Source organism: Variovorax sp. Root318D1, from assembly GCF_001424835.1.
Lineage (GTDB): Bacteria > Pseudomonadota > Gammaproteobacteria > Burkholderiales > Burkholderiaceae_C > Variovorax.
Genome location: NZ_LMCQ01000025.1, coordinates 197,159 through 219,434, shown reverse-complemented (window position 1 = coordinate 219,434; position 22,276 = coordinate 197,159). Strand labels below are relative to the sequence as shown.

The 22,276-nt window shown below is 65.3% G+C and carries 21 protein-coding genes; 7 read left to right on the top strand and 14 right to left on the bottom strand.

The genetic code is table 11. From position 1 onward, the window contains the following. Nucleotides 1-43: 43 nt before the first annotated feature. Together ASC78_RS26130 and ASC78_RS26125 are read right to left on the bottom strand one after the other, a co-directional pair. The gene (locus ASC78_RS26130; protein WP_055808259.1) at nt 44-337 is read right to left on the bottom strand and encodes an acylphosphatase; all 294 of its coding nucleotides are present in this window, start codon (nt 335-337) and stop codon (nt 44-46) included. Nucleotides 338-381: 44 nt separating this feature from the next. Further along, nucleotides 382-1,302, bottom strand: a complete 921-nt coding sequence (locus ASC78_RS26125; protein WP_055808257.1) for a 2-hydroxyacid dehydrogenase — start codon at nt 1,300-1,302, stop codon at nt 382-384. 109 nt (nt 1,303-1,411) lie between these two features. Between ASC78_RS26125 and ASC78_RS26120 the strand changes: the two genes are divergently transcribed. Beyond that, a complete protein-coding gene (locus tag ASC78_RS26120) occupies nt 1,412-1,726 on the top strand; it encodes an EthD family reductase (RefSeq protein WP_055808255.1) in 315 nt (104 codons plus the stop codon). Nucleotides 1,727-1,738: 12 nt separating this feature from the next. On the opposite strand, the gene ASC78_RS26115 is transcribed toward ASC78_RS26120, so the two are convergent. The 6 genes from ASC78_RS26115 to ASC78_RS26090 all read right to left on the bottom strand — a co-directional run bounded on the left by ASC78_RS26115 (nt 1,739) and on the right by ASC78_RS26090 (nt 9,958). Further along, on the bottom strand, nt 1,739-3,739 hold the full coding sequence (locus tag ASC78_RS26115) for an acetyl-CoA carboxylase biotin carboxylase subunit (RefSeq protein ID WP_055808253.1): 2,001 nt from the start codon (nt 3,737-3,739) through the stop codon (nt 1,739-1,741). Between the two features lie 110 nt (nt 3,740-3,849). Continuing rightward, entirely contained in the window at nt 3,850-4,521 is a 672-nt protein-coding gene (locus ASC78_RS26110) for a DUF4126 domain-containing protein (RefSeq protein WP_055808470.1), read from the bottom strand. Between the two features lie 9 nt (nt 4,522-4,530). Next, nucleotides 4,531-5,322, bottom strand: coding sequence for an enoyl-CoA hydratase/isomerase family protein (locus tag ASC78_RS26105; RefSeq protein WP_055808251.1), 792 nt, complete (start codon nt 5,320-5,322; stop codon nt 4,531-4,533). A 13-nt stretch (nt 5,323-5,335) separates the two neighbouring features. After that, the gene (locus ASC78_RS26100; protein ID WP_055808250.1) at nt 5,336-6,958 is read right to left on the bottom strand and encodes a carboxyl transferase domain-containing protein; all 1,623 of its coding nucleotides are present in this window, start codon (nt 6,956-6,958) and stop codon (nt 5,336-5,338) included. Beyond that, nucleotides 6,955-8,625 carry an AMP-binding protein gene (locus tag ASC78_RS26095; protein ID WP_055808248.1) on the bottom strand — a complete coding sequence of 557 codons (1,671 nt, stop codon included), beginning with the start codon at nt 8,623-8,625 and terminating at the stop codon, nt 6,955-6,957. Before ASC78_RS26095 ends, ASC78_RS26100 begins: the two co-directional genes overlap by 4 nt. A gap of 160 nt (nt 8,626-8,785) precedes the next feature. Continuing rightward, nucleotides 8,786-9,958 (bottom strand): isovaleryl-CoA dehydrogenase, encoded by a 1,173-nt coding sequence (locus ASC78_RS26090; RefSeq protein ID WP_055808246.1) that lies wholly within the window; start codon nt 9,956-9,958, stop codon nt 8,786-8,788. Between the two features lie 141 nt (nt 9,959-10,099). On the opposite strand from ASC78_RS26090, the gene ASC78_RS26085 reads away from it, so the two are divergent. Further along, nucleotides 10,100-11,128 (top strand): AraC family transcriptional regulator, encoded by a 1,029-nt coding sequence (locus ASC78_RS26085; RefSeq protein ID WP_055808243.1) that lies wholly within the window; start codon nt 10,100-10,102, stop codon nt 11,126-11,128. 3 nt (nt 11,129-11,131) lie between these two features. Here ASC78_RS26085 and ASC78_RS26080 read toward each other — a convergent pair whose 3' ends face one another. From ASC78_RS26080 to ASC78_RS26055, 6 genes are all read right to left on the bottom strand, one after another. After that, nucleotides 11,132-11,461 carry a thioredoxin family protein gene (locus ASC78_RS26080; protein ID WP_055808468.1) on the bottom strand — a complete coding sequence of 110 codons (330 nt, stop codon included), beginning with the start codon at nt 11,459-11,461 and terminating at the stop codon, nt 11,132-11,134. A 97-nt stretch (nt 11,462-11,558) separates the two neighbouring features. Continuing rightward, complete coding sequence (locus ASC78_RS26075; protein ID WP_055808241.1) at nt 11,559-12,251, bottom strand: HAD family hydrolase; 693 nt, start codon at nt 12,249-12,251, stop codon at nt 11,559-11,561. A 128-nt stretch (nt 12,252-12,379) separates the two neighbouring features. After that, nucleotides 12,380-13,150 (bottom strand): SDR family oxidoreductase, encoded by a 771-nt coding sequence (locus ASC78_RS26070; protein ID WP_055808239.1) that lies wholly within the window; start codon nt 13,148-13,150, stop codon nt 12,380-12,382. 78 nt (nt 13,151-13,228) lie between these two features. Continuing rightward, nucleotides 13,229-14,140, bottom strand: a complete 912-nt coding sequence (locus ASC78_RS26065) for a pseudouridine synthase (protein ID WP_055808238.1) — start codon at nt 14,138-14,140, stop codon at nt 13,229-13,231. Then, nucleotides 14,137-15,447, bottom strand: coding sequence for a leucine-rich repeat-containing protein kinase family protein (locus ASC78_RS26060; protein WP_055808236.1), 1,311 nt, complete (start codon nt 15,445-15,447; stop codon nt 14,137-14,139). Before ASC78_RS26060 ends, ASC78_RS26065 begins: the two co-directional genes overlap by 4 nt. 9 nt (nt 15,448-15,456) lie before the next feature. After that, nucleotides 15,457-16,536 carry an MBL fold metallo-hydrolase gene (locus ASC78_RS26055; protein ID WP_055808234.1) on the bottom strand — a complete coding sequence of 360 codons (1,080 nt, stop codon included), beginning with the start codon at nt 16,534-16,536 and terminating at the stop codon, nt 15,457-15,459. Between the two features lie 120 nt (nt 16,537-16,656). On the opposite strand from ASC78_RS26055, the gene ASC78_RS26050 reads away from it, so the two are divergent. The 5 genes from ASC78_RS26050 to ASC78_RS26030 all read left to right on the top strand — a co-directional run bounded on the left by ASC78_RS26050 (nt 16,657) and on the right by ASC78_RS26030 (nt 22,270). Then, entirely contained in the window at nt 16,657-17,055 is a 399-nt protein-coding gene (locus ASC78_RS26050) for a MerR family transcriptional regulator (RefSeq protein ID WP_055808233.1), read from the top strand. Between the two features lie 39 nt (nt 17,056-17,094). Then, complete coding sequence (gene can, locus ASC78_RS26045; RefSeq protein WP_055808231.1) at nt 17,095-17,871, top strand: carbonate dehydratase; 777 nt, start codon at nt 17,095-17,097, stop codon at nt 17,869-17,871. A 5-nt stretch (nt 17,872-17,876) separates the two neighbouring features. After that, the gene (aceK, locus tag ASC78_RS26040) at nt 17,877-19,697 is read left to right on the top strand and encodes a bifunctional isocitrate dehydrogenase kinase/phosphatase (RefSeq protein WP_055808229.1); all 1,821 of its coding nucleotides are present in this window, start codon (nt 17,877-17,879) and stop codon (nt 19,695-19,697) included. A 57-nt stretch (nt 19,698-19,754) separates the two neighbouring features. Then, nucleotides 19,755-20,939, top strand: coding sequence for an acetyl-CoA C-acyltransferase (locus tag ASC78_RS26035; RefSeq protein WP_055808228.1), 1,185 nt, complete (start codon nt 19,755-19,757; stop codon nt 20,937-20,939). A gap of 80 nt (nt 20,940-21,019) precedes the next feature. Beyond that, complete coding sequence (locus tag ASC78_RS26030) at nt 21,020-22,270, top strand: glutamate carboxypeptidase (RefSeq protein ID WP_055808226.1); 1,251 nt, start codon at nt 21,020-21,022, stop codon at nt 22,268-22,270. Nucleotides 22,271-22,276: the final 6 nt, after the last annotated feature.

Sequence of the window (22,276 nt, the reverse complement as noted above, 5' to 3'; positions counted from 1 at the left end):
TCAATTGTCGGCCGTCTGCGCGCGGCGTGCTCGGCAGCGCGGTTCATGCCGTTTCGCGCTGCACGAAATCCGATGGCGGCTCGGCGGGCGCGGGGACCTCAGTCACCTCCAGTGCACTCACCTGCGCGTCGTCCGGACCGCTGCGGGCCCACGCCATCAGCGACTCGACCGCCGCAGTCGGGCCGCAGGCCAAAGCCTCCACGCTGCCGTCGCGCCGATTGCGCACCCAGCCGCGCACGCCCAGGCGCCGTGCGGCCTGCACCATCGACCAGCGATAGCCCACGCCCTGCACGAGGCCGCGGACGACGAGGTGGCGGGTGACGGCGGATGGATTCATGGCAATGGCAACATCGGTACGAGGTGGGCGGTTCAAGCGCGCCTTCAGTAGCCCCGGACCGGATCGACCACGCCGCTGACGGGAAGGCCCTGCTCCATCGCGCGAATCTTTCCGGCGATTTGGCTGATGGATTCTTCCCGCAGCGTGCGCGCCGAGGCGTGCGGCGTAACGACAATTTTTGGATGGCGCCAGAACGGATGTTCGGCCGGCAGCGGCTCGACCTGGAACACGTCGAGTGTGGCGCCAGCGAGCTGACCTGCGTCGAGCATCGGAATCAGGTCGTCTTCGACCATGTGCGCGCCACGCGCGATGCTGATGAGGTAACCGCCCGGCTTGAGCTTGCCGAGCGTGTGGCGGTTGAGGATGCCGCGCGTGGCGTCGGTCAGCGGCAGCAGGTTGACGAGCACGCGCGTGGACGACAGGAATTCGTCGAACTGCGCCTCGCCGCTGAACACCTTCACGCCGTCGATCGCCTTGGGCGAGCGGCTCCAACCCAGCACCGGAAACTCGAACTGCGCCACGGCTTTCGCGACCCGTTCGCCGAGCACGCCCAGCCCCATGATGCCGACCGGAAAGTCGCGCCGGAGCTTCGGCTTGCGATAGCTCCACCGGCCTTCGCGCGCATCGGCCTCGTAGACGTCGAATTCGCGAAAGTGGCGGATCAGCGTGTGGCAGACGTACTCCGCCATTTGCACCGACATGCCCGCATCGTCGAGCCTCACGATGCGCGTGTGCGCCGGCACCTTGAGCTTGAGTAGCGCGTCGACGCCGGCACCGATGTTGAACAGGCCGCGCAGGCCCGGCTGCTCGTCGAGCAGTTGCTGGGGCGGCACCCACACGACTGCATGGTCGGCCTGGGCCGCGCCCGGCTGCCAAACCTCGACCTGTGCATCGGGCAGTTCGGCCCTGAGGCCTTCGATCCAGGGTTCGGGGCGGTTGTCGGTAAGAGAGACGATGATTTTCATGAATCGAATCTTATTAGGGCCTTGGCCTGTCCGCAGCTTGTCGCCCTGTGTTCCTTCTTCTATGCTCGTGCGCCAGCATCCAAGACCGGACACACCAGGAGACCGAAGCATGATCAAAGTCAGCGTGATGTACCCCTACACCGACGGCGCAAGGTTCGACCACGCCTACTACCGCGACAAGCACATGCCGCTGTTGAAGGCGCGCATGGGCGATGCTTGCAAGTCGTACACCATCGACAAGGGGCTGGCGGGCGGCGCACCCGGAACCCCGCCGACCTATGTCGGCATGTGCCACGTGTTCTGCGACTCGGCCGAGGCGTTTCAAACCGCGTTCGGCCCGCATGCCAAGGAGATCCTGGGGGACATCAAGAACTACACCGACATCGCACCCGTGATGCAGATCAGCGAAGTGGTGGTGGGCTGACCTGCAATACGGTCAAGCCGCCGCGGCCATCCGCAACAGCTCGTCACCTTCGGTCACCTGCTCGCCGGGCGAGAACATCAGTTCTTCCACCGTGCCGTCGGCCGGCGCTGCAATGGTGTGCTCCATTTTCATGGCCTCCATCACCGCCAAGGGCTGGCCGCGGCTGACCTTGTCGCCGGCCTTGACCGCAAAGGACACGACCTTGCCGGGCATCGGCGCCGTGAGCCGGCCGCCTTCGGCATGGGTGTCGCCCGCGTGGGCCAGGCGATCGATGGCGATGATCTTCGTGGCGCCTTTCGAAGCGAACACATGGGCCGTGGCGCCATCGAGGTGCACGTCCAGCGTCTGACGCGTGCCGGCAAATTCGACCTCGAACTCGCCCGACGGAAATTGGCCAACCGCCAGCGGGCCTTGGACGCCGCCCGCCTCGAGCCACAGGCTGCCGTCGCGCCTGTAGGTCAGCAAGGCGGTCTGCTCGGCACCGCGAAACTCGAAGTCGAAGTGGCGCCGGTATTCGCCATGCGAACGCCAGCCGTCGCGCCGTTCGAACGGGTCGGGTGCGCCGGTCGGCCGTTCGGTGATCAGCGTGCGCGTGATGGCGGCGGCGGCAGCCAGCGGGAGGCCCAGCGCCTCGCGGTCGAACAGCACGTCGCGCTCGCGCTCGATCAGCGCCGTATCGAGATTCGCCTTCGAGAACGACTCCGTCGCGAGAATGCCGCGCAGGAATTGCACGTTGGTCGACACGCCCACGATCTGCACCTGCGCCAGCGCGGCATCGAGCCGGGCCAGTGCCTCGGCACGCGTGGAGCCGTGCACGATCAGCTTGGCGATCATCGAGTCGTAGAACGGCGAGATCTCGCCGCCCTCGCGCACGCCGTCGTCAATGCGCACGCGGCTGCGTTGGAACGCCGTGGCTTGCGGCTTCCGGTACACGCGCAAGGTGCCGGTGGCCGGTAAAAAGTTGTTGTCGGGGTTCTCGGCGCAGATTCGCGCTTCGATCGCGTGGCCGTGAATTTGCAGCTCTTGCTGCTTCGCCGGAAGCGTCTCACCCGAGGCCACGCGAAGTTGCCATTCGACGAGATCGAGGCCGGTGATGGCCTCGGTCACGGGATGCTCCACCTGCAGGCGCGTGTTCATCTCCATGAAGAAGAAGTTCATCTCGCCGCCTTCACGCTGCTCGACGATGAACTCGACCGTGCCCGCACCCACGTAGTTCACGGCCCGCGCCGCAGCCACTGCGGCGTCGCCCATCTGCTTGCGCATTGCCTCGGTCATGCCGGGTGCCGGCGCTTCTTCCAGCACCTTCTGGTGCCGGCGCTGCACCGAGCAATCGCGTTCGAACAGGTAGACATAGTTGCCGTGCGTGTCGCCGAACACCTGGATCTCGATGTGGCGCGGGCGCTGCACGTATTTCTCGATCAGCACCGCGTCATCGCCGAAGCTGTTGATCGCCTCGCGCTGGCATGAGGCCAGCGCGGCCGCAAAGTCTTCCGCCCGGTCGACCGCGCGCATGCCCTTGCCGCCGCCGCCCGCGCTGGCCTTGATGAGCACGGGGTAGCCGATGCGGTCGGCTTCGCGCTGCAGCAGCGCGGGGTTCTGGTCGTGGCCGTGGTAGCCGGGCACCAGCGGCACGCCGGCCTTTTCCATCAGCTGCTTCGATTCGGCCTTGAGGCCCATCGCCTTGATGGCCGAAGGCGGCGGGCCGATGAAGACCAGCCCCGCGTCGGCGCAGGCCTGCGCGAACTCTTCGTTCTCGCTCAGGAAGCCGTAGCCCGGATGCACGGCCTCGGCGCCCGTGGCCTTGGCAGCTTCAAGGATCTTTTCCCAGCGCAGGTAGCTGTCCTTCGGCGCGCTGCCGCCCAGGTGCACCGACTCGTCGCAGGCGCGCACGTGGTTGGCATGCGCGTCGGCATCAGAGTAGACGGCCACGGTGCGGATCGCCATGCGTCTCGCGGTTGCGGCAACACGGCAAGCGATTTCACCGCGATTCGCAATCAGGATCTTCTTAAACATGGTGGACTTTCGCGGTGAAATTGCCAGAGCACGCTGCGCGTGCCATGCGATTTGGCTTCGCCGCTGCGCCGCTTTGCGGCTGGTCACCGCGATTCGCAATCAGGATCTTTTTAAACATTCGGAGTGTCTCCCGGAGGATTCTTTTTCAGTTGAAACGCAGGCGTGACGCCCGGATCGGGGCGGCCGCTGAAGATGCGGGCCACGCGGGTGAACAGCGCCTTGAGAAAGCGCCAGCTCTTGCGGATGAGCCACACGCTGAGCACCAGCACGAGGATGAACAGCGCGAGAAAGACCAGCGGATGCGCCACCGCGAGCCACAGCCCGGCGGGCACCATGCTGTCTTCGACCAGCGATGCGCCCACGTTGGAAAACGGCTCGGGCGAGGTGTTGATGGCCGCACGCGTCGTGGCCTTGGCCGCATGCGCGGTGGCCGCAAAGCCGCCGCCCAGGAGTGCGGCCACGACGGCCATCACGCCATGGTCGGCGCCGAACACGCTGGCCGCGAGCGCCGCACCGGCGGGAATGCGGATGGCGGTGTGCACCACATCCCACAGCGAATCGAGGCCGGGAATCTTGTCGGCGAAAAACTCGATGAACACCATGAACCCGCTGGCCGCGATGACCACCGGATGCGCGAGCAGCTGCAAGCCGCTCGGCAACGGCACCCATCCAAAGTAACCGGCGAGCCCCGTCAGGAGCACGACGAGGTACAGCCGCACGCCGCTGGCCCAGCCGATGGCCGCAGCCAGGGCGAGCAGTTGGGGCATGTCGAGCGCGTTCATGGCATGCACTCAGTGGCCCAGCCAGGACGGCTTGCGCTTCTGCAGGAAAGCCTGCACGCCTTCGCGGCCTTCATCGCTGGCACGTATGTCCGCGATGCCTTCCACGGTCTTCGCGATCAGCGCGTCGTCGATCTCGCGGCCATTCACGTCGGCAATCAGCTGCTTGCACGCGCGTACCGCGGCCGGGCTGGCGCCAGTGAGTGCTTTCACGAGCTCGTCGACCTTGGCGTCGAGCGCGTCGGCAGCGACGACTTCATGCACGAATCCGATGCGGTGCGCCTCGGCGGCGGTGAAGCGCTCGGCCGTGAGAAAGTAGCGCTGCGAAGCGCGGGTGCCCATGGCGCGCAGCACATACGGGCTGATGGTCGCGGGCACGAGGCCGATCTTGACTTCGCTGAGGCAATACCACGCGGTGGCCACGCTCACCGCCATGTCGCAGGCCGCGACCAGTCCCATGCCGCCGGCATACACATCGCCTTGCACGCGCGCGACGGTGGGTTTGGGGCACTCGGCAATGGTGCGCAACATCTCGGCCAGCTTGCCCGCATCGGCGATGTTCTCGTCGCGCGTGTAGTCGGCCATGCGGCGCATCCAGTTGAGGTTCGCGCCCGCGCAGAAGGCCGGTCCGTTGGCGCCGAGCACGATGGCTTTCACCTGCGGCGCGACGCCGGCTTCGGTGAAGGCCTGCGTCAGCTCGGCGATCACGACATCGTCGAAAGCATTCCTCGCATCGGGCTGATCGAGCCAGATGCGTGCGATGGCGCCTTCGATCGTGAGGTTCAGCTTGGTGAAAGTGCTCATGCCGCGTCCCTCGTCACATGCGGAAGATGCCGAACTTCGGCTCTGGAATGGGTGCGTTGCGCGCGGCCGCCAAGCCCAGCGCCAGAACACGCCGCGTGTCCGCCGGATCGATGATGCCGTCGTCCCACAGCCGCGCCGTTGCGTAGTAGGGATGACCCTGGTCTTCGTACTGCTGGCGAATCGGCGCCTTGAAGGCCTCTTCCTCGTCCTTGCTCCAGCTGCCGCCCTTGAGCTCGATGCCGTCGCGCTTCACCGTCGCCAGCACGCTCGCGGCCTGCTCGCCGCCCATGACGCTGATGCGCGCATTCGGCCACATCCAGAGAAAGCGCGGGCTGTATGCGCGGCCGCACATGCCGTAGTTGCCGGCGCCAAAGCTGCCGCCGATGATGATGGTGAACTTGGGCACGTTGGCCGTGGCCACCGCTGTCACCATCTTGGCGCCGTGGCGCGCAATGCCTTCGTTCTCGTACTTGCGGCCCACCATGAAGCCGGTGATGTTCTGCAAGAACACCAGTGGGATCTTGCGATGGCAGCACAGCTCGATGAAGTGCGCGCCCTTCTGAGCCGATTCGCTGAACAGGATGCCGTTGTTCGCGATGATGCCGACGGGCATGCCCTCGATCTCGGAAAAGCCGCAGACCAGCGTGGCGCCGAAGCGGGCCTTGAACTCGTGGAACTCGCTGCCATCGACGATGCGCGCGATGATCTCGCGCACATCGAAGGGCTTGCGGGTGTCGGTGGGGATCACGCCGTAGAGTTCTTCGCGGGGGAATGCGGGCGGGTGCACCTCGGCCTTCGCCGGAGCTTCGGCTGCGTTGGCGTTGAGATTGGCCACCGCCGAACGTGCCAGCGCCAGCGCGTGCAGGTCGTTCTGCGCCAGGTGGTCCACCACGCCCGAGAGCCGCGTATGCACATCGCCGCCACCCAGGTCTTCGGCCGTGACGACCTCGCCGGTGGCCGCCTTCACGAGCGGCGGGCCGCCCAGGAAGATGGTGCCCTGGTTCTTCACGATGATCGACTCGTCGCTCATCGCCGGCACGTACGCGCCGCCCGCCGTGCACGAACCCATGACCACCGCGATCTGCGGGATGCCCTGGGCGCTCATGTTGGCCTGGTTGTAGAAGATGCGGCCGAAGTGGTCGCGGTCGGGGAACACCTCGTCCTGGTTCGGCAGGTTGGCGCCGCCCGAGTCGACCAGGTAGATGCAGGGCAGGTGGTTCTGCTCGGCGATCTCCTGCGCCCGCAGGTGCTTCTTTACCGTCATCGGGTAGTAGGTGCCGCCCTTCACCGTCGCGTCGTTGCAGACGATCATGCAGTCAACGCCGTTCACGCGGCCGATGCCGGCGATGAGGCCCGCACCCGGTGCCGATTCGGCGCCGCTCTTGTCAAGGTACATCGCATGCGCGGCCAGCGGCGCGATCTCGAGGAACGGGGTACCGGGGTCAAGCAGCTCGGCCACGCGGTCACGCGGCAGCAGCTTGCCGCGCGCCGTGTGCTTGGCGCGCGCAGCTTCGCCGCCGCCCTGCTCCACTTTCGCGAACTGCTTGTACAGGTCATCGACCAGCGCGCGCATTGCGGCGGCGTTGGCTTGAAAGTCCGCCGACCGCGCGTTGAGTTTGGTTTCGAGTTTGCTCATGCTGTCTTTTCTTGTTCGAGGCCGAGTTGTTCCGCCATCGCTTCGCGGATCTTGAATTTCTGGATCTTGCCGGTCACCGTCATCGGGAACGCGGCGACGAACTGGATGTACTTCGGCACCTTGTAGTGCGCGATCTGGCCCTTGCAGAAATCGCGGATCTCGTCTTCGGTCGCGGTCTGGCCGGGCTTGACGATGATCCAGGCGCAGAGCTCTTCGCCGTACTTCTTGTCGGGCAACCCGACCACCTGCACGTCCTGAACCTTGGGATGGCGATACAGGAACTCTTCGATCTCGCGCGGGTAGATGTTCTCGCCACCGCGGATCACCAGGTCCTTGATGCGGCCGACGATGTTGACGTAGCCCTCGGCGTCCATGGTGGCAAGGTCGCCGGTGTGCATCCAGTGCTCGGCGTCGATGGCTTCGCGGGTTTTCTCTTCGTCTTGCCAGTAGCCGTGCATCACCGAGTAGCCGCGCGTGCAGAACTCGCCCGAAGTGCCGCGCGGCACGATGGCGCCGGTCTCGGGATCGACGATCTTGATCTCCAGATGCGGCTGCACCGTACCCACTGTGGACACGCGCTTGTCCAGCGGCGTGTCGGTGCTGCTCTGGCAGCTGACCGGGCTTGTCTCAGTCATGCCATAGGCGATGGTGATCTCGCTCAGGTGCATCTCGTTCACCACGCGCTTCATCACCTCGATGGGGCACGGTGAGCCGGCCATGATGCCGGTGCGAAGCGTGGAGAGGTCGAACTCCTTGAAGCGCGGATGGTCGAGCTCGGCAATGAACATGGTGGGCACGCCATGCAGGCCGGTGCACTTTTCGGCCTGCACGGTCTCCAGCACGGTGAGCGGGTCGAACCCATCGTTCGGGTACACGATGGCCGAGCCGTGCGTGAGGCAGGCCAGGTTGCCGAGCACCATGCCAAAGCAGTGGTACAGCGGCACCGGAATGCACAGCCTGTCGGCCGGCGTGAGCTTCATGCATTCGCCGATGAAGAAGCCGTTGTTCAGGATGTTGCGATGCGTGAGCGTCGCGCCTTTCGGAAAACCCGTGGTTCCGCTGGTGAACTGGATGTTGATCGGATCGGTGGCCTTGAGCGTCTTCTGCACCTGCGCCACGCGCGGGTCGGCCGCGTCACCGCTCGCGAGCAATTGGCTGAAGCGCTGCATGCCGGCTTCTTCGACATCTGCCGCGGCCTTGCCGTCGATCCAGAAGGTGTGCTGCAGCTGCGCCAAGCGCTTCGGACCCAGTTCGCGCAGCATGCCTAGGTAGTTGCTGGTCTTGAACTGCGCCATGGTCACCAGCACCTTGCAGCCGACCTTGTTGAGCGCGTATTCGAGCTCGGAGGTGCGGTAGGCCGGGTTGATGTTGACGAGGACGAGGCCGGCCTTGGCGGTCGCGATCTGCATCAGCACCCAGGGTGCGTTGTTGTGCGACCAGATGCCCACGCGGTCGCCGGGTTCAAGGCCCAGGTTCAGCAATGCACTGGCGAGCTTGCTGGCCTCGGCCTGCAGCTCGCGGTAGGTGAAGCGCTTGCCTTCATGGCGGCTGACGAGGGCCTCGCGATCGGGGTGCCTTTCGACCATGTGGTCGAAGAAGTCGCCGATGGTTTGCTCGATGAGGGGGACGTTGGTGGCGCCTTGGGCCAGGCTCTGCATCAATGGCATCGTCTTGTCTCCTTGTCTTGCTCCCTCTCCCTTTGGGAGAGGGTTGGGGTGAGGGTGCGGGCCCTTGTTGGAGCGCGGCGCTCGGCTCGATCGCTGCTGCCCTCACCCCAGCCCTCTCCCCAAGGGGAGAGGGAGAAAGAGGGGGCAGCGCAACTCATGCTTAGGCCGTCTCGCTGAACAACTCGCGCCCGATCAACATGCGGCGAATTTCGCTCGTCCCCGCACCAATCTCATACAGCTTGGCATCACGCCACAGCCGCTCCACCGGAAAGTCCTTGGTGTAGCCCACGCCGCCTAGCGCCTGGATCGCCTCGCCGGCCATCCACGTCGCCTTCTCGGCCGAATAGAGAATCGCGCCCGCCGCGTCCTTGCGGAAGGTGCGCGCATGGTCGTTGCGGTCGCAGGCCTTGCCCACGGCATACACATAGGCGCGCGTCGCCTGCCAAGTCGAATACATGTCCGCCAGCTTGCCCTGCATCAGCTGGAATTCGCCAATGCTCTGGCCGAACTGCTTGCGCTCGTGAATGAAAGGCAGCACTGCGTCCATGCAGGCGGCCATGATGCCCAGCGGGCCGCCCGACAGCACAGCGCGCTCGTAGTCGAGCCCGCTCATCAGCACCTTGGCGCCCATGCCCTCGCCGCCCAGCACGTTCTCTTCCGGCACTTCGCAGTTGTCGAAGAACAACGGGTAGGTGTTGGAGCCGCGCATGCCCAGCTTGTCAAGCTTGGTGCCAGCCGAGAAGCCCTTGAAGCCCTTCTCGACGATGAAGGCCGTCATGCCGCGTGCACCCATTTCAGGTTCGGTCTTGGCATAGATCACCAGCGTGTCGGCGTCGCCCCCGTTGGTGATCCACATCTTGCCGCCGTTGAGCACGTAATAGCCGTTCTTCTTCTCGGCCTTGAGCTTCATGCTCACCACGTCGGAACCGGCGTTGGGCTCGCTCATGGCCAGCGCGCCAACGTGTTCGCCGCTCACCAGCTTGGGCAGGTATTTTTTCTTCTGCGGGTCGCTGCCGTTGCGATGGATCTGGTTCACGCACAGGTTGGAGTGCGCGCCGTACGAGAGGCCCACCGAGGCCGAGGCGCGCGAGACTTCTTCCATGGCCACGATGTGCGCCAGGTAGCCGAGCTCGGTGCCGCCAAACTCTTCCTTCACCGTCATGCCGTGCAGGCCGAGCTCGCCGAGTTTCTGCCAGAGGTCGTGCGGAAACAGGTTGTCGCGGTCGATGTCCGCGGCGCGCGGAGCGATTTCGTTCGCGGCAAAGTCCTGGATGGCGCTGCGCAGCGAGTCGATGGTCTCGCCCAGGTCGAAGTTCAGGCCGGGATCGTGCATGTGTCTTGTCTCCTCTGAGGGGGTCGGCGCGCAGGCTGTCCCACGCGGAATGGCGCTTGGTAGAAACGCAGCTTACGCTTCGCGGCGCCGCAATTGGCGCCACAATGGTTGCAAATTGCGCCACGTCTTATCCGCCCATCCATGACTTCGCCCGCCCTCCTCCGACCTGCCCGCGCTGCCACGCCGATGGCCTTCGTGAGAGCCATCGTGCGGGGCTACGAGCGCTACGGTGCCGATCCGGCGGGGGCCCTGCAGGCGGCACAGATCACGCCGCGTGAACTGAGCCGTCCGGACGCGCGGGTGACCGCCGGGCAGTTCGAGGCCCTGTCGGGCCACGCGATGCAGGAACTCGACGACGAGGCCCTGGGCTGGTTCTCCCGGCGGCTGCCATGGGGCAGCTACGGCATGCTGTGCCGCGCCTCGCTGACCTCGCCCGACCTTGGCGTGGCCATCAAGCGCTGGTGCCGCCACCACCACCTGCTGACCGACGACATCACGCTGGCGCTGGAAGTGTCCGGCGGCGTGGCCACGCTGCGCATTACCGAGAACCGCCCGCTGGACGAGGCGTTTCGCGAGGTCTGCCTGGTGACCACCCTGCGCTTCCTGCACGGGTACGTCTGCTGGGCCATCGACTCACGCATTCCGCTGCGCGACGCCGCGTTTCCGTTCGCGGCGCCGCCGCACCGCGACGCCTACCCGCTGATGTTCACGGCCGACGTGCGCTTCGATGCACCCGAGGCCAGCTTCAGCTTCGACGAGCGGTACCTCGCCCTGCCGCTGCAACGCGACGAACGCGCGCTGCGCACCATGCTCAAGCGCGCGCTGCCGCTCACCGTGCTGCAGTACCGGCGCGACCGCTTGCTGGGCCAGCGCGTGCGCGAGCTGCTGCGCTCACGCGCCAGCGAGGCCACCACTGCGGAGGCCTTGGCCACGCTGCTCAACGTGTCGAGCCGCACGCTCCACCGTCAGCTGCATGAAGAGGGCACGTCGATGCAGGCGCTGAAGAACGAGGTGCGCCACGAGATGGCGGTGGACCTGTTGCGCCGAACCACGCGCCCCATCAAGCAGGTGGCGCTGTCGGTCGGCTTCAGGAACGAAAAGAGTTTTTCGCGCGCCTTCCTGCAATGGACCGGGCACGCACCGCGCGACTTCCGGCAGCAGGGAAAGTAGCGCTCAGGCAGCCGGCGCGTCGATGAGCGCGAGTGCGTCGGCGATGGATTGGCTGTCTTCCGGCCGCACCAGCTTGGCCACCTGCTTTCCGTCGCGCATGAACACCAGCGTGGGCCACAGCCGCACATTGAACGAACGGCCCAGCGGACGTCCGCTGCCGTCTTCGACCTTGATGCGCTTGATGTGGGGGTACTTGGCAAAGGCCTCGGCGATGTTCGGCTGCGCGGCCTTGCAGATGCCGCACCAGTTGGTGCCGAACTCGACCACGGCGGGGCCCGCGAGCGCATCGATCTCGGCGCGGTCGGGCTGCTCGGTCTTGTACTCGGAAGTCATGCGATCTGGCTCCTTGTGGACTTGCTTTGCCGCCATTGCAGCAGAAACCCGGCGGGCTTTCCCGCGACAGGGGCTTGGTTTTTCTTCGGCTGTTTTTTCAGGCCGCCTGCAAGCCGTGCGCGGCCAACAGTGCGGGCAGTTGCTTCATGTCGCTGAACACCTGCAGCGCGCCGACGCTGCGCAGCGCCTCGGGGCCGCTGTGGCCCGATTCGCCGGTGCTGTAGCCGAACACCGTGGCGCCCGCGGCAACGCCAGCCATCGCGCCGGTGACCGTGTCTTCGACCACCGCGCAGCGCTTCGGATCGACGCCGAGCGCTGCGGCCGCGGCCAGGTACACATCGGGGTGAGGTTTGGAGCGCGGCATTTCGTGCCCGCTAAAGATGCGGCCCTCGAAGCAGTCGAGCAGGCCGACCTTCGCCAGTTGCAGTTCAACCTTGTGGCGATCGGCACCCGAGGCGCAGGCAATGCGACCCTCAAGCTTCGCGCGTATTTCGCGGATAGCCGCGGGAGCATGGGGAATCGCCATCAGGTCGCGTTCGAGTGCGTCGTTGCGGCGGGCCCTGAATGCCTTGAGCCACTCTTCGGTGATCCGGACGCCGGTCTTGGATTCGATCAGCGCGGTTTCGTCCTTCACGGCCTTGCCGGTGAAGGTGTTCATCGACTCTTCGGTGGTGAGGTGCCAGCCAAGTTCGCCTAGCATTTCGGCGAGGACGCGATTGGTGATGGGTTCGGAATCTACTAGGACGCCGTCGCAGTCGAAGAGGATGGCGTCGAAGGGGTATGAGGGCATTTGGCTTTGTTCGGCTTTTGATCGGCTTTGGGGACGATGGTAGCAATTGGGCTTGTTTGGTTTCCGAGGCCGGGTGTCGCCCCGGCCTCGGAACTCAAGAAAACCAAACAACCAAAAACCAAAGCAATTCAACGCGCGTGCGTAACCCCCCCATCCACCACCAACGTAGACCCCATCACATAGTCCCCCGCCCGCGAAGCCAGGTAGATGGCCGCCCCAGCCATATCCTCAGGCGTCCCGATGCGCCCCGCAGGAATCCGCTCCTTCACCTCATCGCCATGATCGCGCGCCAGCTTGTTCATGTCCGAAGCAAACGCCCCCGGCGCAATGGCGCTCACCACGATCCGGTCTTGCGCAAGCCGAAGCGCCATGCGCCGCGTCAGCTGGATCAACCCAGCCTTGCTCGCGGCGTACGAATACGTCTCCTGCGGATTCACCGAAATGCCATCGATAGAGGCAATGTTGATCACCTTCGACAGATGATCGGTCGCAGCCTTCTTGAGCATCGGCGTCAATGCCTTGGTCAAGAAGAACGGCGTCTTGAGGTTCAGGTCCACCACCTTGTCCCAGCCGCTCTCGGGAAACTCGTCGTAGGGCGCACCCCACGCCGCCCCGGCGTTGTTGACCAGGATGTCGAGCGAGTCTTCATGCTTCGCATAGGCATCGACCAGCGCCTGTGCGCCTTCCAGCGTGGACACGTCGGCCGGCAGCGAGACGCAGTGGCCGAAGGCCGAAAGCTCCTTGGCGGTCTGGTCGCAGGCCGCGGCCTTGCGGGCCGAGATGTACACGCGCGCGCCCTGCGCCAGGAAGCCTTCGGCGATCATGCGGCCGATGCCGCGCGAGCCGCCGGTGATCAGGGCGCTGCGGCCCTTCAGCGAGAAGAGTTGGGTGGTGTCCATGGCGAAGGTGTCTCCTGAATGAATGACTGACGAAAGATCCAGGGAAACGAGCTTAGTGCGCCGCGCGCCGGCGGCGCGTCACCTTGGCGGCAGCGACAGGCTTCGCGGACTCGTGAAGCTGCGCAGCTCGCCGCTCACCGGGTCCTGGAACGCCACCGACTTGGCCAACAGCTGTAGCGGCTTGTCGAAGTCGTCGCTGCCCTGCGGCAGTAGCGTCGGATAGATGGGGTCGTTCACGATCGGCATGCCCAGCGCCATGCAGTGCACCCGCAGCTGGTGCTTGCGGCCGGTGACGGGCGAAAGATCGAGCAGGGCGTGTCCACCGGCCGCCTCTTTCACCACGATGCGTGTTTCGGAGTTGGGCTCGCCGGCCTCTTCCTTCACGCGCATGAAATGTTCGTCGTCCACCAGTCGGCTGCGGTAGGTGCCAGGCACCGACGACACGCCCGGCTGCCATGGCACCACGGCTTCGTAGTGCTTGACGATGCGGCGCTCCGGGAACATGGCCTGGTAGGCGCCGCGCGTTTCAGGGCGCACCGAGAACAGCACCAGCCCCGCCGTGCTGCGGTCGATGCGGTGCAGCGGCACCAGGTCGTCGAGCTTCAGCTTGCGCTTGAGCCGCACCAGCAGGCTTTCTTGCAGGTACTTGCCGGTCGGCGTCACGGGCAGGAACGGCGGCTTGTCGACCACCACGAGTTGATCGTCCTGGAACAGCACCTGCTCGTCGAAGGGAATGCGCACCTCGGCATCGATCGTGCGGTAGTAGTACACGCGTAGCGGCGCCTGGTAGCGGCGCTGCGCGGTCACGGGCACGCCGTGTTCGTCGATCACGTCGTTGGCCTCGATGCGGGCCATCCAGGCTTCGCGCGTGATCGCGGGAAAGCGCGCCATCAAGAACTCGGCGATGGTGGGCCATGGGCCCTGCGGCAAGCCGACGCAGCTCGGGCCGACGCCGTCGCGCGTGGGCAGCGGCAAGCGCGGGCTCGTCATTGCGAGAGCTCGTTCTGCAGCAGCGACAGCGCCTCGGCGAAAAGGGGCCGTGCAGCCACGTCGGCTTGCATGCAGCGGTCCTTCAGCATCGCCATGGCTTCTGGCGGTGCATCGCTGCAATGCGCGAGGAGTTCTCCGAGCAGGCAGCCGAAGGCGCGCATCTCGAGCCGCTGCAGCGCACCGGCCTGCGCCGCTTCGAGCGCGCCCGTCATCCAGGCCGCGCCGAAGTCGCCGAGCAACCCACCGCCCTGGGCGTTCCAGAGGATGTTGTGCGCGTAGAGGTCGCCGTGCAGGATGCCGCGCGCATGCAGGTGCCGCATGGCCGAAGCGATGTCACGGGCGATGCGCAGCGCCACGCCGGAGGTCCATTGTGCGTCCGCCGGATAGACGTCGCGCGTGCAGGAGGCAAGGCTCGGCGGCCCCGCAAGCGTGCGAAACGATGGATCCACCAGCGCCATGACCAGGCCTTCGGCGCCGTCGGGGTGCCCGTCGATCCTGCTTTGAGCGGCAATGAGGGTCGGGTGCGCGCCGGCCGCGATGCTGGCGGCCATTTCACTGTGCGGCCAGCCATCGCTCGTCACTGCGCCCTTGAAGAGCTTGACGGCCACCGGCCGCATCGCCGAGCCCAGCGTTGCCTGGTGGATCACTCCCGACGCCCCTTCGCCGAGTTTCGGGCCGAGCGCCAATTCGCACCAATCGACGTGCGGCACCGACTGCGCGGCAATGGCTGCGTCTTCGGCTTGTGCATCGAAAGGATTGCCCGCACCCGCAAGCCACGAGAGGCGCGGCAGCGAGAGCAGCCACGCAGGCAGCGCCTCGAAGCGGTTGGCGGAGATGCGCAGCAGTTCGAGTTGGCCACAACCCGCCAGCGATTCCGGCAGCTCACGCAGCCGGTTTCCGGCGAGCATGAGCTTCTGCATCGCGGTGCATTGGCCGAGCGCCTCCGGCAAGGTCTCGATGTTGTTGTCCGTCAAGATCAGCCAGCGCAGCAATGGCAGCCGCAGCGCGGCGGCGGGCACGGAGCGGATGCGGTTGGCCTTGAACCCGACCATTTCCAAGCCGCGGCACTGCCCGATCGCTTCGGGCAGTTGCGTGAAGCGGTTGTCGGAGCAGAACAGCACGCGCAATCGATGCAGGCGGTGCAGATCATCGGGCAGCGAATCGAGCGCATTGCCCGAGAGGTTCAGGATCTCGAGCGAATCGGCCAGGTCGAAGATCTCGCGCGGAAACTCGGTGAGTCCGCACGAGAGATCGATTCGTTTTGCGCCTGCCAGCCGGCCCGCGCGCAGCTCAGCAAGCGTGTCCATCCACGGAGTCTAAAGTGCCTTGGTGGCGGCGGCTCCGGCGCCGAAACGGTAGATGCCGTCCGCGCCCAGCTCGCGCCTGACCTGGCCCGCGAACCACAGCAGGTGCAGGTGCGCCACCGTCTCGCCCATCGCGAAGGTCATCTGGTGCAGGTCGAGTTCGCGCTTGAAGAGGATGGGCAGGCCTTCGGCCGCAGTCAGCGGACGTGCGGTGCACGCTTCGAGCAGTTCGGCCAGGCGGTCGCGGTGGTGCTCCTGCAGCTGGTCGACGCGGCGGTGAATGCCCGTGAATGGCTTGCCGTGCGATGGAAGGCCCAGCGTATCGGCTGGCAGAGTCTTGAACTTGTCGATGCTGTCCAGGAAGAGCCGCAGCGAGTTGGCTTCGGGCTCGCCCGCGTGCACGCTCACGTTGGTCGAGATGCGCGGCAGCATCATGTCGCCGCCCAGCAGCAGCTTCAGCTCGTCGCAGTACAACGCGATGTGCTCGGGCGCGTGGCCGTAGCCGCTGATGCAGCGCCAGGCGTGGCCATTGATGGCCACTGTGTCGCCGTCCAGCATGCGCGTAAAGCGGTCGGGCACCGACGGCACCATGTTGGCGTAGTAGTTGGTGCGCGCACGGATCTTGGCGACGGCCGCGGGATCGGTCAGGCCATGCGAGGCAAAGAAGCTCGCCGCGGCATCTCCGCCCGCCAGCGTATCGCCGTTGGTGCTCAGCACGCGCGCCACGTGGTAGTCGGTCGAGCTGATCCACAGCGGGGCATTCCAGCGCGTGCACAGCCATTCGGCCAGGCCGATGTGGTCGGGGTGCATGTGGGTGACGATCACGCGCAGGATCGGCAGGCCCTGCAGCTGGGTCTCGAATATCGTCTCCCATTGCGCGCGGGCTTCGTCGTGGGCAATGCAGCAGTCCACCACCGTCCAACCCTCCACGCCGTCGATGCTGTCGCGCAGCAGCCAGAGGTTGATGTGGTCGAGCGCAAACGGCAGCCGCATGCGGATCCATCGCACGCCCGGCGCGACTTCCAGTGCCTCGCCGGGGGCGGGCAGGGTGTCGCCCAGGGGGTAGTGAAGTTCGCGTTCGAGGAGGTTCATGTAAGATTGACGTTTACGTAAACGTCATGGATTGAGGGCACCATTGTAGGGAGCGCGGGGCAAACCTGCTGTCGCGCCCGCAACGCCCCCACTGACGGCTTCCAGGCAACCCGCAATCACATGTCCGCGCAGACCTTCACCATCAGCCAGCTCGCGAAGGAGTTCGACCTCACGACGCGCGCCATCCGCTTCTATGAAGACATGGGGCTGCTGACGCCGGAGCGCTCCGGCATGCAGCGCATCTACAGCGCGCGCGACCGGGCGCGGCTCACGCTCACGCTGCGTGCCAAGCGCCTGGGCCTGAGCCTGACCGAGGCCAGGGAAATCCTGGACATGTACGACAGCCCGCGCGACACCGTACCGCAGCTCGAGAAGTTTCTAGGCGTGCTCGGCACGCACCGCGCCCAGCTCGAGGCCCAGCTGGCCGAGCTGCAGGCCAACCTGGCGGAAGTGCGCGAACATGAGAAGAAAGGCCGCGCGACGCTGGCCAAGGCGCAGAAAGCCGCCAGGACGGCCTGATATACCGCACCCAATCACGACTCATCGACAATCACGCCCATGTCCGACACTCTTGATGACCTGTTTGCCCACAACCGTGCCTGGTCCGCACAGATGGAACGCGACCGGCCTGGTTTCTTCACCAGCCTGGTGAAGCAGCAGACGCCGCGCTACATGTGGATCGGCTGCTCCGACAGCCGCGTGCCCGCCAACCAGATCACGGGGCTGGAGCCTGGCGAGGTGTTCGTGCACCGCAACGTCGCCAACATCGTGGTGCACTCCGACCTCAACGCGCTCTCGGCCATTCAATTCGCCGTTGAGCACCTGAAGGTCGAGCACATCATGGTGGTGGGCCACTACGGCTGCGCTGGCGTCAAGGCGGCCCTCAGCGGCAAGCGCATCGGCCTGGCGGACAACTGGATCCGCCATATCCAGGACGTGCGCGACCGCCACGCCGTGATGCTCGAAACCCTGCCCGAGGACGTGCGCGTCGATGCACTGTGCGAACTCAACGTGGCCGAGCAGGTGGTCAATGTCGCTGTCAGTACCGTCATGGTCGACGCGTGGGGCCGCGGCCAGAAGGTCAAGATCCACGGCTGGACCTACGGCGTGCACGACGGCCTGCTCCAGGACCTGGGGCTGAACGTCGACGGCAACAAGCCGCTGGACGCGGTGTACAAGGCAGCGGTGCAGCGCATCCGCTACAAGTGGAGCAAGCCCCTGGGCATCTCGCCCTCCGCGCAAGCCGGATCCGATGGCACCGAGGTCGTCGAGGTCATTCCGGCCGGCGAAGCCAACGGCGCCCTCGGCGAAGGCAACGAAGCGAAGATCGGCTGAAAGCCATGTTCCCGCAGCGCCTCGATTCACCGCTGGCTTACGACATCGCCAAGGCGATGATCGATGGATTCAATCGCCACTACAGCCTGTTCCGTGCCGAATCGGCGCGCGCCAAGCACCGCTTCGAAACGGCCGATTGGCATGGCCAGCAGCGCGCGCAACGCGAGCGCATCGAGTTCTATGACCTGCGCGTGAACGAGGCCGTGGCGCGGCTCGAGAAAGAGTTCAAGGCGGGCGACCAGCCGATGGAGGTGTGGCACCAGGTCAAGCTGCACTTCATCGGCCTCCTGGTGGACCACCACCAACCCGAACTCGCCGAGAGCTTCTTCAACTCGGTGACCACGAAGATCCTGCACCGCGCCTACTTCCAGAACGACTTCATCTTCGTTCGCCCGGCCATCAGCACCGAGTACATCGAGCCTCGGGGCGCGCCCACGTACCGGCCCTACTACCCTTCGCACGAAACGCTCGCTGACACCATCGAACAGATGCTCGACGACTTTGCGCTACAGGGCGGCTTTGCCAACAAGCGGCGCGATGCCGAGCGCGTGGCGCACGCGATCATGGGGCGCTTCCACCAGGTGAAGCTGCGTGCCAATTTCCAGATCCAGGTGCTCTCGGGGCTGTTCTATCGCAACAAGGGCGCCTATGTGGTCGGCAAGATCATGAACGGCTTTGTCGAACTCCCGTTTTCGCTGCCGATCCTGCACGACGGCCACGGCAAGTTCTACGTGGATGCGGCGCTTTTCGGCGAAGACGACCTGCAGATGCTGTTCAGCTTTGCGCGCGCCTACTTCATGGTGGACATGGAAGTGCCGTCGGCCTGCGTGCAGTTCCTGCGCTCGCTCATGCCGCGCAAGCCGCGCGCGGAAATCTACAACGCACTGGGCCTGGCCAAGCAGGGCAAGACGCTGTTCTACCGCGACTTTCTTTCGCACCTGAATTATTCGAGCGACCGCTTCCGAATCGCGCCCGGCATCAAAGGCATGGTCATGCTGGTGTTCGACCTGCCGTCGTTCCCCTTCGTGTTCAAGGTCATCAAGGACTTCTATCCGCCTCAGAAGGACACCACGCGCGAGCAGATCAAGGGCAAGTACCTGCTGGTAAAGCAGCACGACCGCGTGGGCCGCATGGCCGACACGCTGGAGTACAGCGACGTGGGCTTTCCGCTCGACCGCTTCGAGCCCGAGCTGATCGAGGAGATCCAGAAGTTCGCGCCCAGCCAACTCGAGATTGGCGACCGCGACGGCAACGGGGAGATGGAACTGGTGCTCAAGCACGTCTACATCGAGCGCCGCATGATCCCGCTCAACATCTTCCTGCAGGAGGCTTTCGACACGCTGGCCAACCCCGAAAGCCCGGCGCATGCCAAGCGCGCACAGGAGCAGCTGGAGCACGCGGTGGTCGAGTACGGCAATGCCATCAAGGACATGGTGGCGGCCAACATCTTTCCGGGCGACATGCTGTGGAAGAACTTCGGCGTCACGCGCGGCGGCAAGGTCGTGTTCTACGACTATGACGAGATCGAATACATCACCGACTGCAGGTTCCGCAAGGTGCCCGCGGCGCGCAACGAGGAAGACGAGATGAGCGGCGAAGTCTGGTATTCGGTCGGCCCGAAAGACGTGTTTCCCGAAACCTTCGGCCCTTTCCTGCTCGGCAACGACGCGGTGCGCGAGGCCTTCATGGCGCACCATGCCGACTTGCTCGACGCCGCCTTCTGGCAGCACCACAAGGAACGCATCGAGGCGGGCCAGATGCTCGACGTATTCCCGTACGAGGAATCGCAGCGCTTCAAGCACGAAGGCCATGCGACCCATTTCTGATTGAGTCCCCGGTCCACGAAGACCACTTTCTACTTTCCACTTCCGAAGGAGATCTCCATGCCTGAATCCATCGTCATCGTCGGCGCCGCCCGCACTCCCATGGGGAGCTTCCAGGGCGACTTTTCTTCCCTCTCGGCGCACGACCTCGGCGGCGCCGCCATCAAGGCCGCAGTGGAGCGCGCCGGCATTGCACCTGACAGCGTGGGCGAAGTGCTGTTCGGCAACTGCCTCATGGCCGGCCAGGGCCAGGCCCCTGCGCGCCAAGCAGCCTACAAGGGCGGCCTGCCCGACAGCGCGGGCGCGGTCACGCTCAGCAAGATGTGCGGCTCGGCCATGAAGGCCGCCATGCTCTCGCACGACCTGCTCTTGGCTGGCACGCACGACGTGATGGTGGCTGGCGGCATGGAAAGCATGACCAATGCGCCCTACCTCATGCTCAAGGGCCGTGGCGGCTACCGCATGGGCCATGACCGCATCTTCGACCACATGATGCTCGACGGCCTCGAAGACGCCTACCAGCCGGGCCGCTCGATGGGTACCTTCGGCGAGGACTGTGCCGCCAAGTACAAGTTCACGCGCGAGCAGCAAGATGCGTTCGCCATTGCGAGCGTCGAGCGCGCCAAGGCCGCAACCGAATCCGGGGCATTCAAGGACGAGATCACGCCCGTCACCGTGAAGGGCCGCGGCGGCGATACCGTCATCTCCATCGACGAAGGCCCGGGCAAGGTCAAGCTCGACAAGATCGCCACGCTCAAGCCCGCGTTCAAGAAAGAGAACGGCACTATCACCGCCGCATCGAGCTCGTCGATCAACGACGGTGCCGCGGCGCTGGTGATGATGACCGAGTCGCACGCGAAGAAGATCGGCGCCAAGCCCATCGCTCGCATCGTCGGCCATGCCACGCATGCGCAGCAGCCCGAGTGGTTCTCCACCGCACCCGTGGGCGCGGTCGCCAAGCTGTTCAAGAAGACCGGCTGGACCGTCAGGGACGTGGACCTGTGGGAAGTGAACGAAGCGTTCGCGGTGGTGCCGATGGCGCTGATGCACGAGCTCGACGTGTCGCACGGCATCGTCAACGTGAACGGCGGCGCCTGTGCGCTGGGCCACCCGATCGGCGCCAGCGGCGCGCGCATCATGGTCACGCTGATTCATGCGCTGAAGGCGCGCGGCAAGAAGCGCGGCGTGGCCACGCTGTGCATCGGTGGCGGCGAAGGTACGGCTGTCGCACTCGAGCTGATCTGATTAAAACAACCGCCACAAGCGCCCCAGTCCGGGCGCTTCGTGTTTTTTTTAACGACTATTGCACCCGCGGGAGATTGTTCATGCGCCCATTCAACCAACGTACCGTCATGGCGGCCCTGCTCGCTGGCGCTTTGCTGGCGCCCGCCGCCGGCTGGGCGCAGAAGCGCGACAACGTGCTTTTCCAAGCGGCCACCGATGCACAGCCCGCGGTGCTAAAGACGTTGGAGCAGCTGGTCAACATTGAAACCGGCACGGAGGACGCCGAAGGCATTGCAGCCGCCGGCAACTTCCTGGAAGGCGAGCTCAAGAACCTGGGCTTCACCGTCACGCGCAGCAAGTCCACCAGTCTCGTGGCGGGCGACAACATCGTGGGCAAGCTCAAGGGCCGCGGCGGCAAGAACCTGCTGCTGATGTCGCACATGGACACCGTGTACCCCAAGGGCACGCTCGCGAAGGCGCCGTTCCGCATCGAAGGCACCAAGGCCTATGGCCCGGGCATTGCAGACGACAAGGGCGGCAATGCCGTCATCCTGCACACGCTGAAGCTGCTCAAGGACTACGGCGTGCGCGACTACGGCACCATCACCGTGCTCTTCAACACCGACGAGGAAAAAGGCTCCTTCGGCTCGCGCGACCTGATCCAGGAAGAAGCCAAGCAGGCCGACTACGTGCTGTCGTTCGAACCCACGAGCGCAGGCGACGAGAAGCTGTCGCTCGGCACTTCGGGCATCGCCTATGTGCAGGTCAACATCACCGGCAAGGCTTCGCATGCGGGCGCCGCGCCCGAGCTGGGCGTCAACGCCCTGGTCGAGGCGTCGGACCTCGTGCTGCGCACCATGAGCATCGACGACAAGGCGAAGCACCTGCGCTTCAACTGGACCATTGCCAAGGCGGGCAACGTCTCCAACATCATCCCCGCGAGCGCGACCTTGAACGCCGACGTGCGCTATGCGCGCAACGAGGACTTCGACGCCGCAATGAAGACGCTCGAAGAAAAGGCGCAGCAGAAGAAGCTGCCCGAAGCGGACGTGAAGGTGGTGGTCACGCGCGGCCGCCCGGCCTTCAATGCCGGCGAAGGCGGCAAGAAGCTCGTCGAAAAGGCCGTGGCCTTCTACAAGGAAGCCGGCGGCACGCTGGGTGTGGAAGAGCGCACCGGCGGCGGCACCGACGCGGCCTATGCGGCGCTTTCGGGCAAGCCGGTGATCGAGAGCCTGGGCCTGCCGGGCTTCGGCTATCACAGCGACAAGGCCGAGTATGTCGACATCAGCGCCATTCCAAGGCGCCTGTACATGGCCGCACGCATGATCATGGATCTGGGCGCAGGCAAGTAACAAGCA

Coding starts and splice junctions, on each gene's coding strand:
- ASC78_RS26110 (WP_055808470.1), bottom strand. CDS start 4,521: ATGAACGCGCTCGACATGCCCCAACTGCTCGCCCTGGCTGCGGCCATC.
- ASC78_RS26115 (WP_055808253.1), bottom strand. CDS start 3,739: ATGTTTAAGAAGATCCTGATTGCGAATCGCGGTGAAATCGCTTGCCGT.
- ASC78_RS26065 (WP_055808238.1), bottom strand. CDS start 14,140: ATGACGAGCCCGCGCTTGCCGCTGCCCACGCGCGACGGCGTCGGCCCG.
- ASC78_RS26030 (WP_055808226.1), top strand. CDS start 21,020: ATGCGCCCATTCAACCAACGTACCGTCATGGCGGCCCTGCTCGCTGGC.
- ASC78_RS26130 (WP_055808259.1), bottom strand. CDS start 337: ATGAATCCATCCGCCGTCACCCGCCACCTCGTCGTCCGCGGCCTCGTG.
- ASC78_RS26120 (WP_055808255.1), top strand. CDS start 1,412: ATGATCAAAGTCAGCGTGATGTACCCCTACACCGACGGCGCAAGGTTC.
- ASC78_RS26035 (WP_055808228.1), top strand. CDS start 19,755: ATGCCTGAATCCATCGTCATCGTCGGCGCCGCCCGCACTCCCATGGGG.
- ASC78_RS26060 (WP_055808236.1), bottom strand. CDS start 15,447: ATGGACACGCTTGCTGAGCTGCGCGCGGGCCGGCTGGCAGGCGCAAAA.
- ASC78_RS26075 (WP_055808241.1), bottom strand. CDS start 12,251: ATGCCCTCATACCCCTTCGACGCCATCCTCTTCGACTGCGACGGCGTC.
- ASC78_RS26105 (WP_055808251.1), bottom strand. CDS start 5,322: ATGAGCACTTTCACCAAGCTGAACCTCACGATCGAAGGCGCCATCGCA.
- aceK (WP_055808229.1), top strand. CDS start 17,877: ATGTTCCCGCAGCGCCTCGATTCACCGCTGGCTTACGACATCGCCAAG.
- can (WP_055808231.1), top strand. CDS start 17,095: ATGTCCGACACTCTTGATGACCTGTTTGCCCACAACCGTGCCTGGTCC.
- ASC78_RS26100 (WP_055808250.1), bottom strand. CDS start 6,958: ATGAGCAAACTCGAAACCAAACTCAACGCGCGGTCGGCGGACTTTCAA.
- ASC78_RS26090 (WP_055808246.1), bottom strand. CDS start 9,958: ATGCACGATCCCGGCCTGAACTTCGACCTGGGCGAGACCATCGACTCG.
- ASC78_RS26080 (WP_055808468.1), bottom strand. CDS start 11,461: ATGACTTCCGAGTACAAGACCGAGCAGCCCGACCGCGCCGAGATCGAT.
- ASC78_RS26085 (WP_055808243.1), top strand. CDS start 10,100: ATGACTTCGCCCGCCCTCCTCCGACCTGCCCGCGCTGCCACGCCGATG.
- ASC78_RS26050 (WP_055808233.1), top strand. CDS start 16,657: ATGTCCGCGCAGACCTTCACCATCAGCCAGCTCGCGAAGGAGTTCGAC.
- ASC78_RS26095 (WP_055808248.1), bottom strand. CDS start 8,625: ATGCCATTGATGCAGAGCCTGGCCCAAGGCGCCACCAACGTCCCCCTC.
- ASC78_RS26055 (WP_055808234.1), bottom strand. CDS start 16,536: ATGAACCTCCTCGAACGCGAACTTCACTACCCCCTGGGCGACACCCTG.
- ASC78_RS26125 (WP_055808257.1), bottom strand. CDS start 1,302: ATGAAAATCATCGTCTCTCTTACCGACAACCGCCCCGAACCCTGGATC.
- ASC78_RS26070 (WP_055808239.1), bottom strand. CDS start 13,150: ATGGACACCACCCAACTCTTCTCGCTGAAGGGCCGCAGCGCCCTGATC.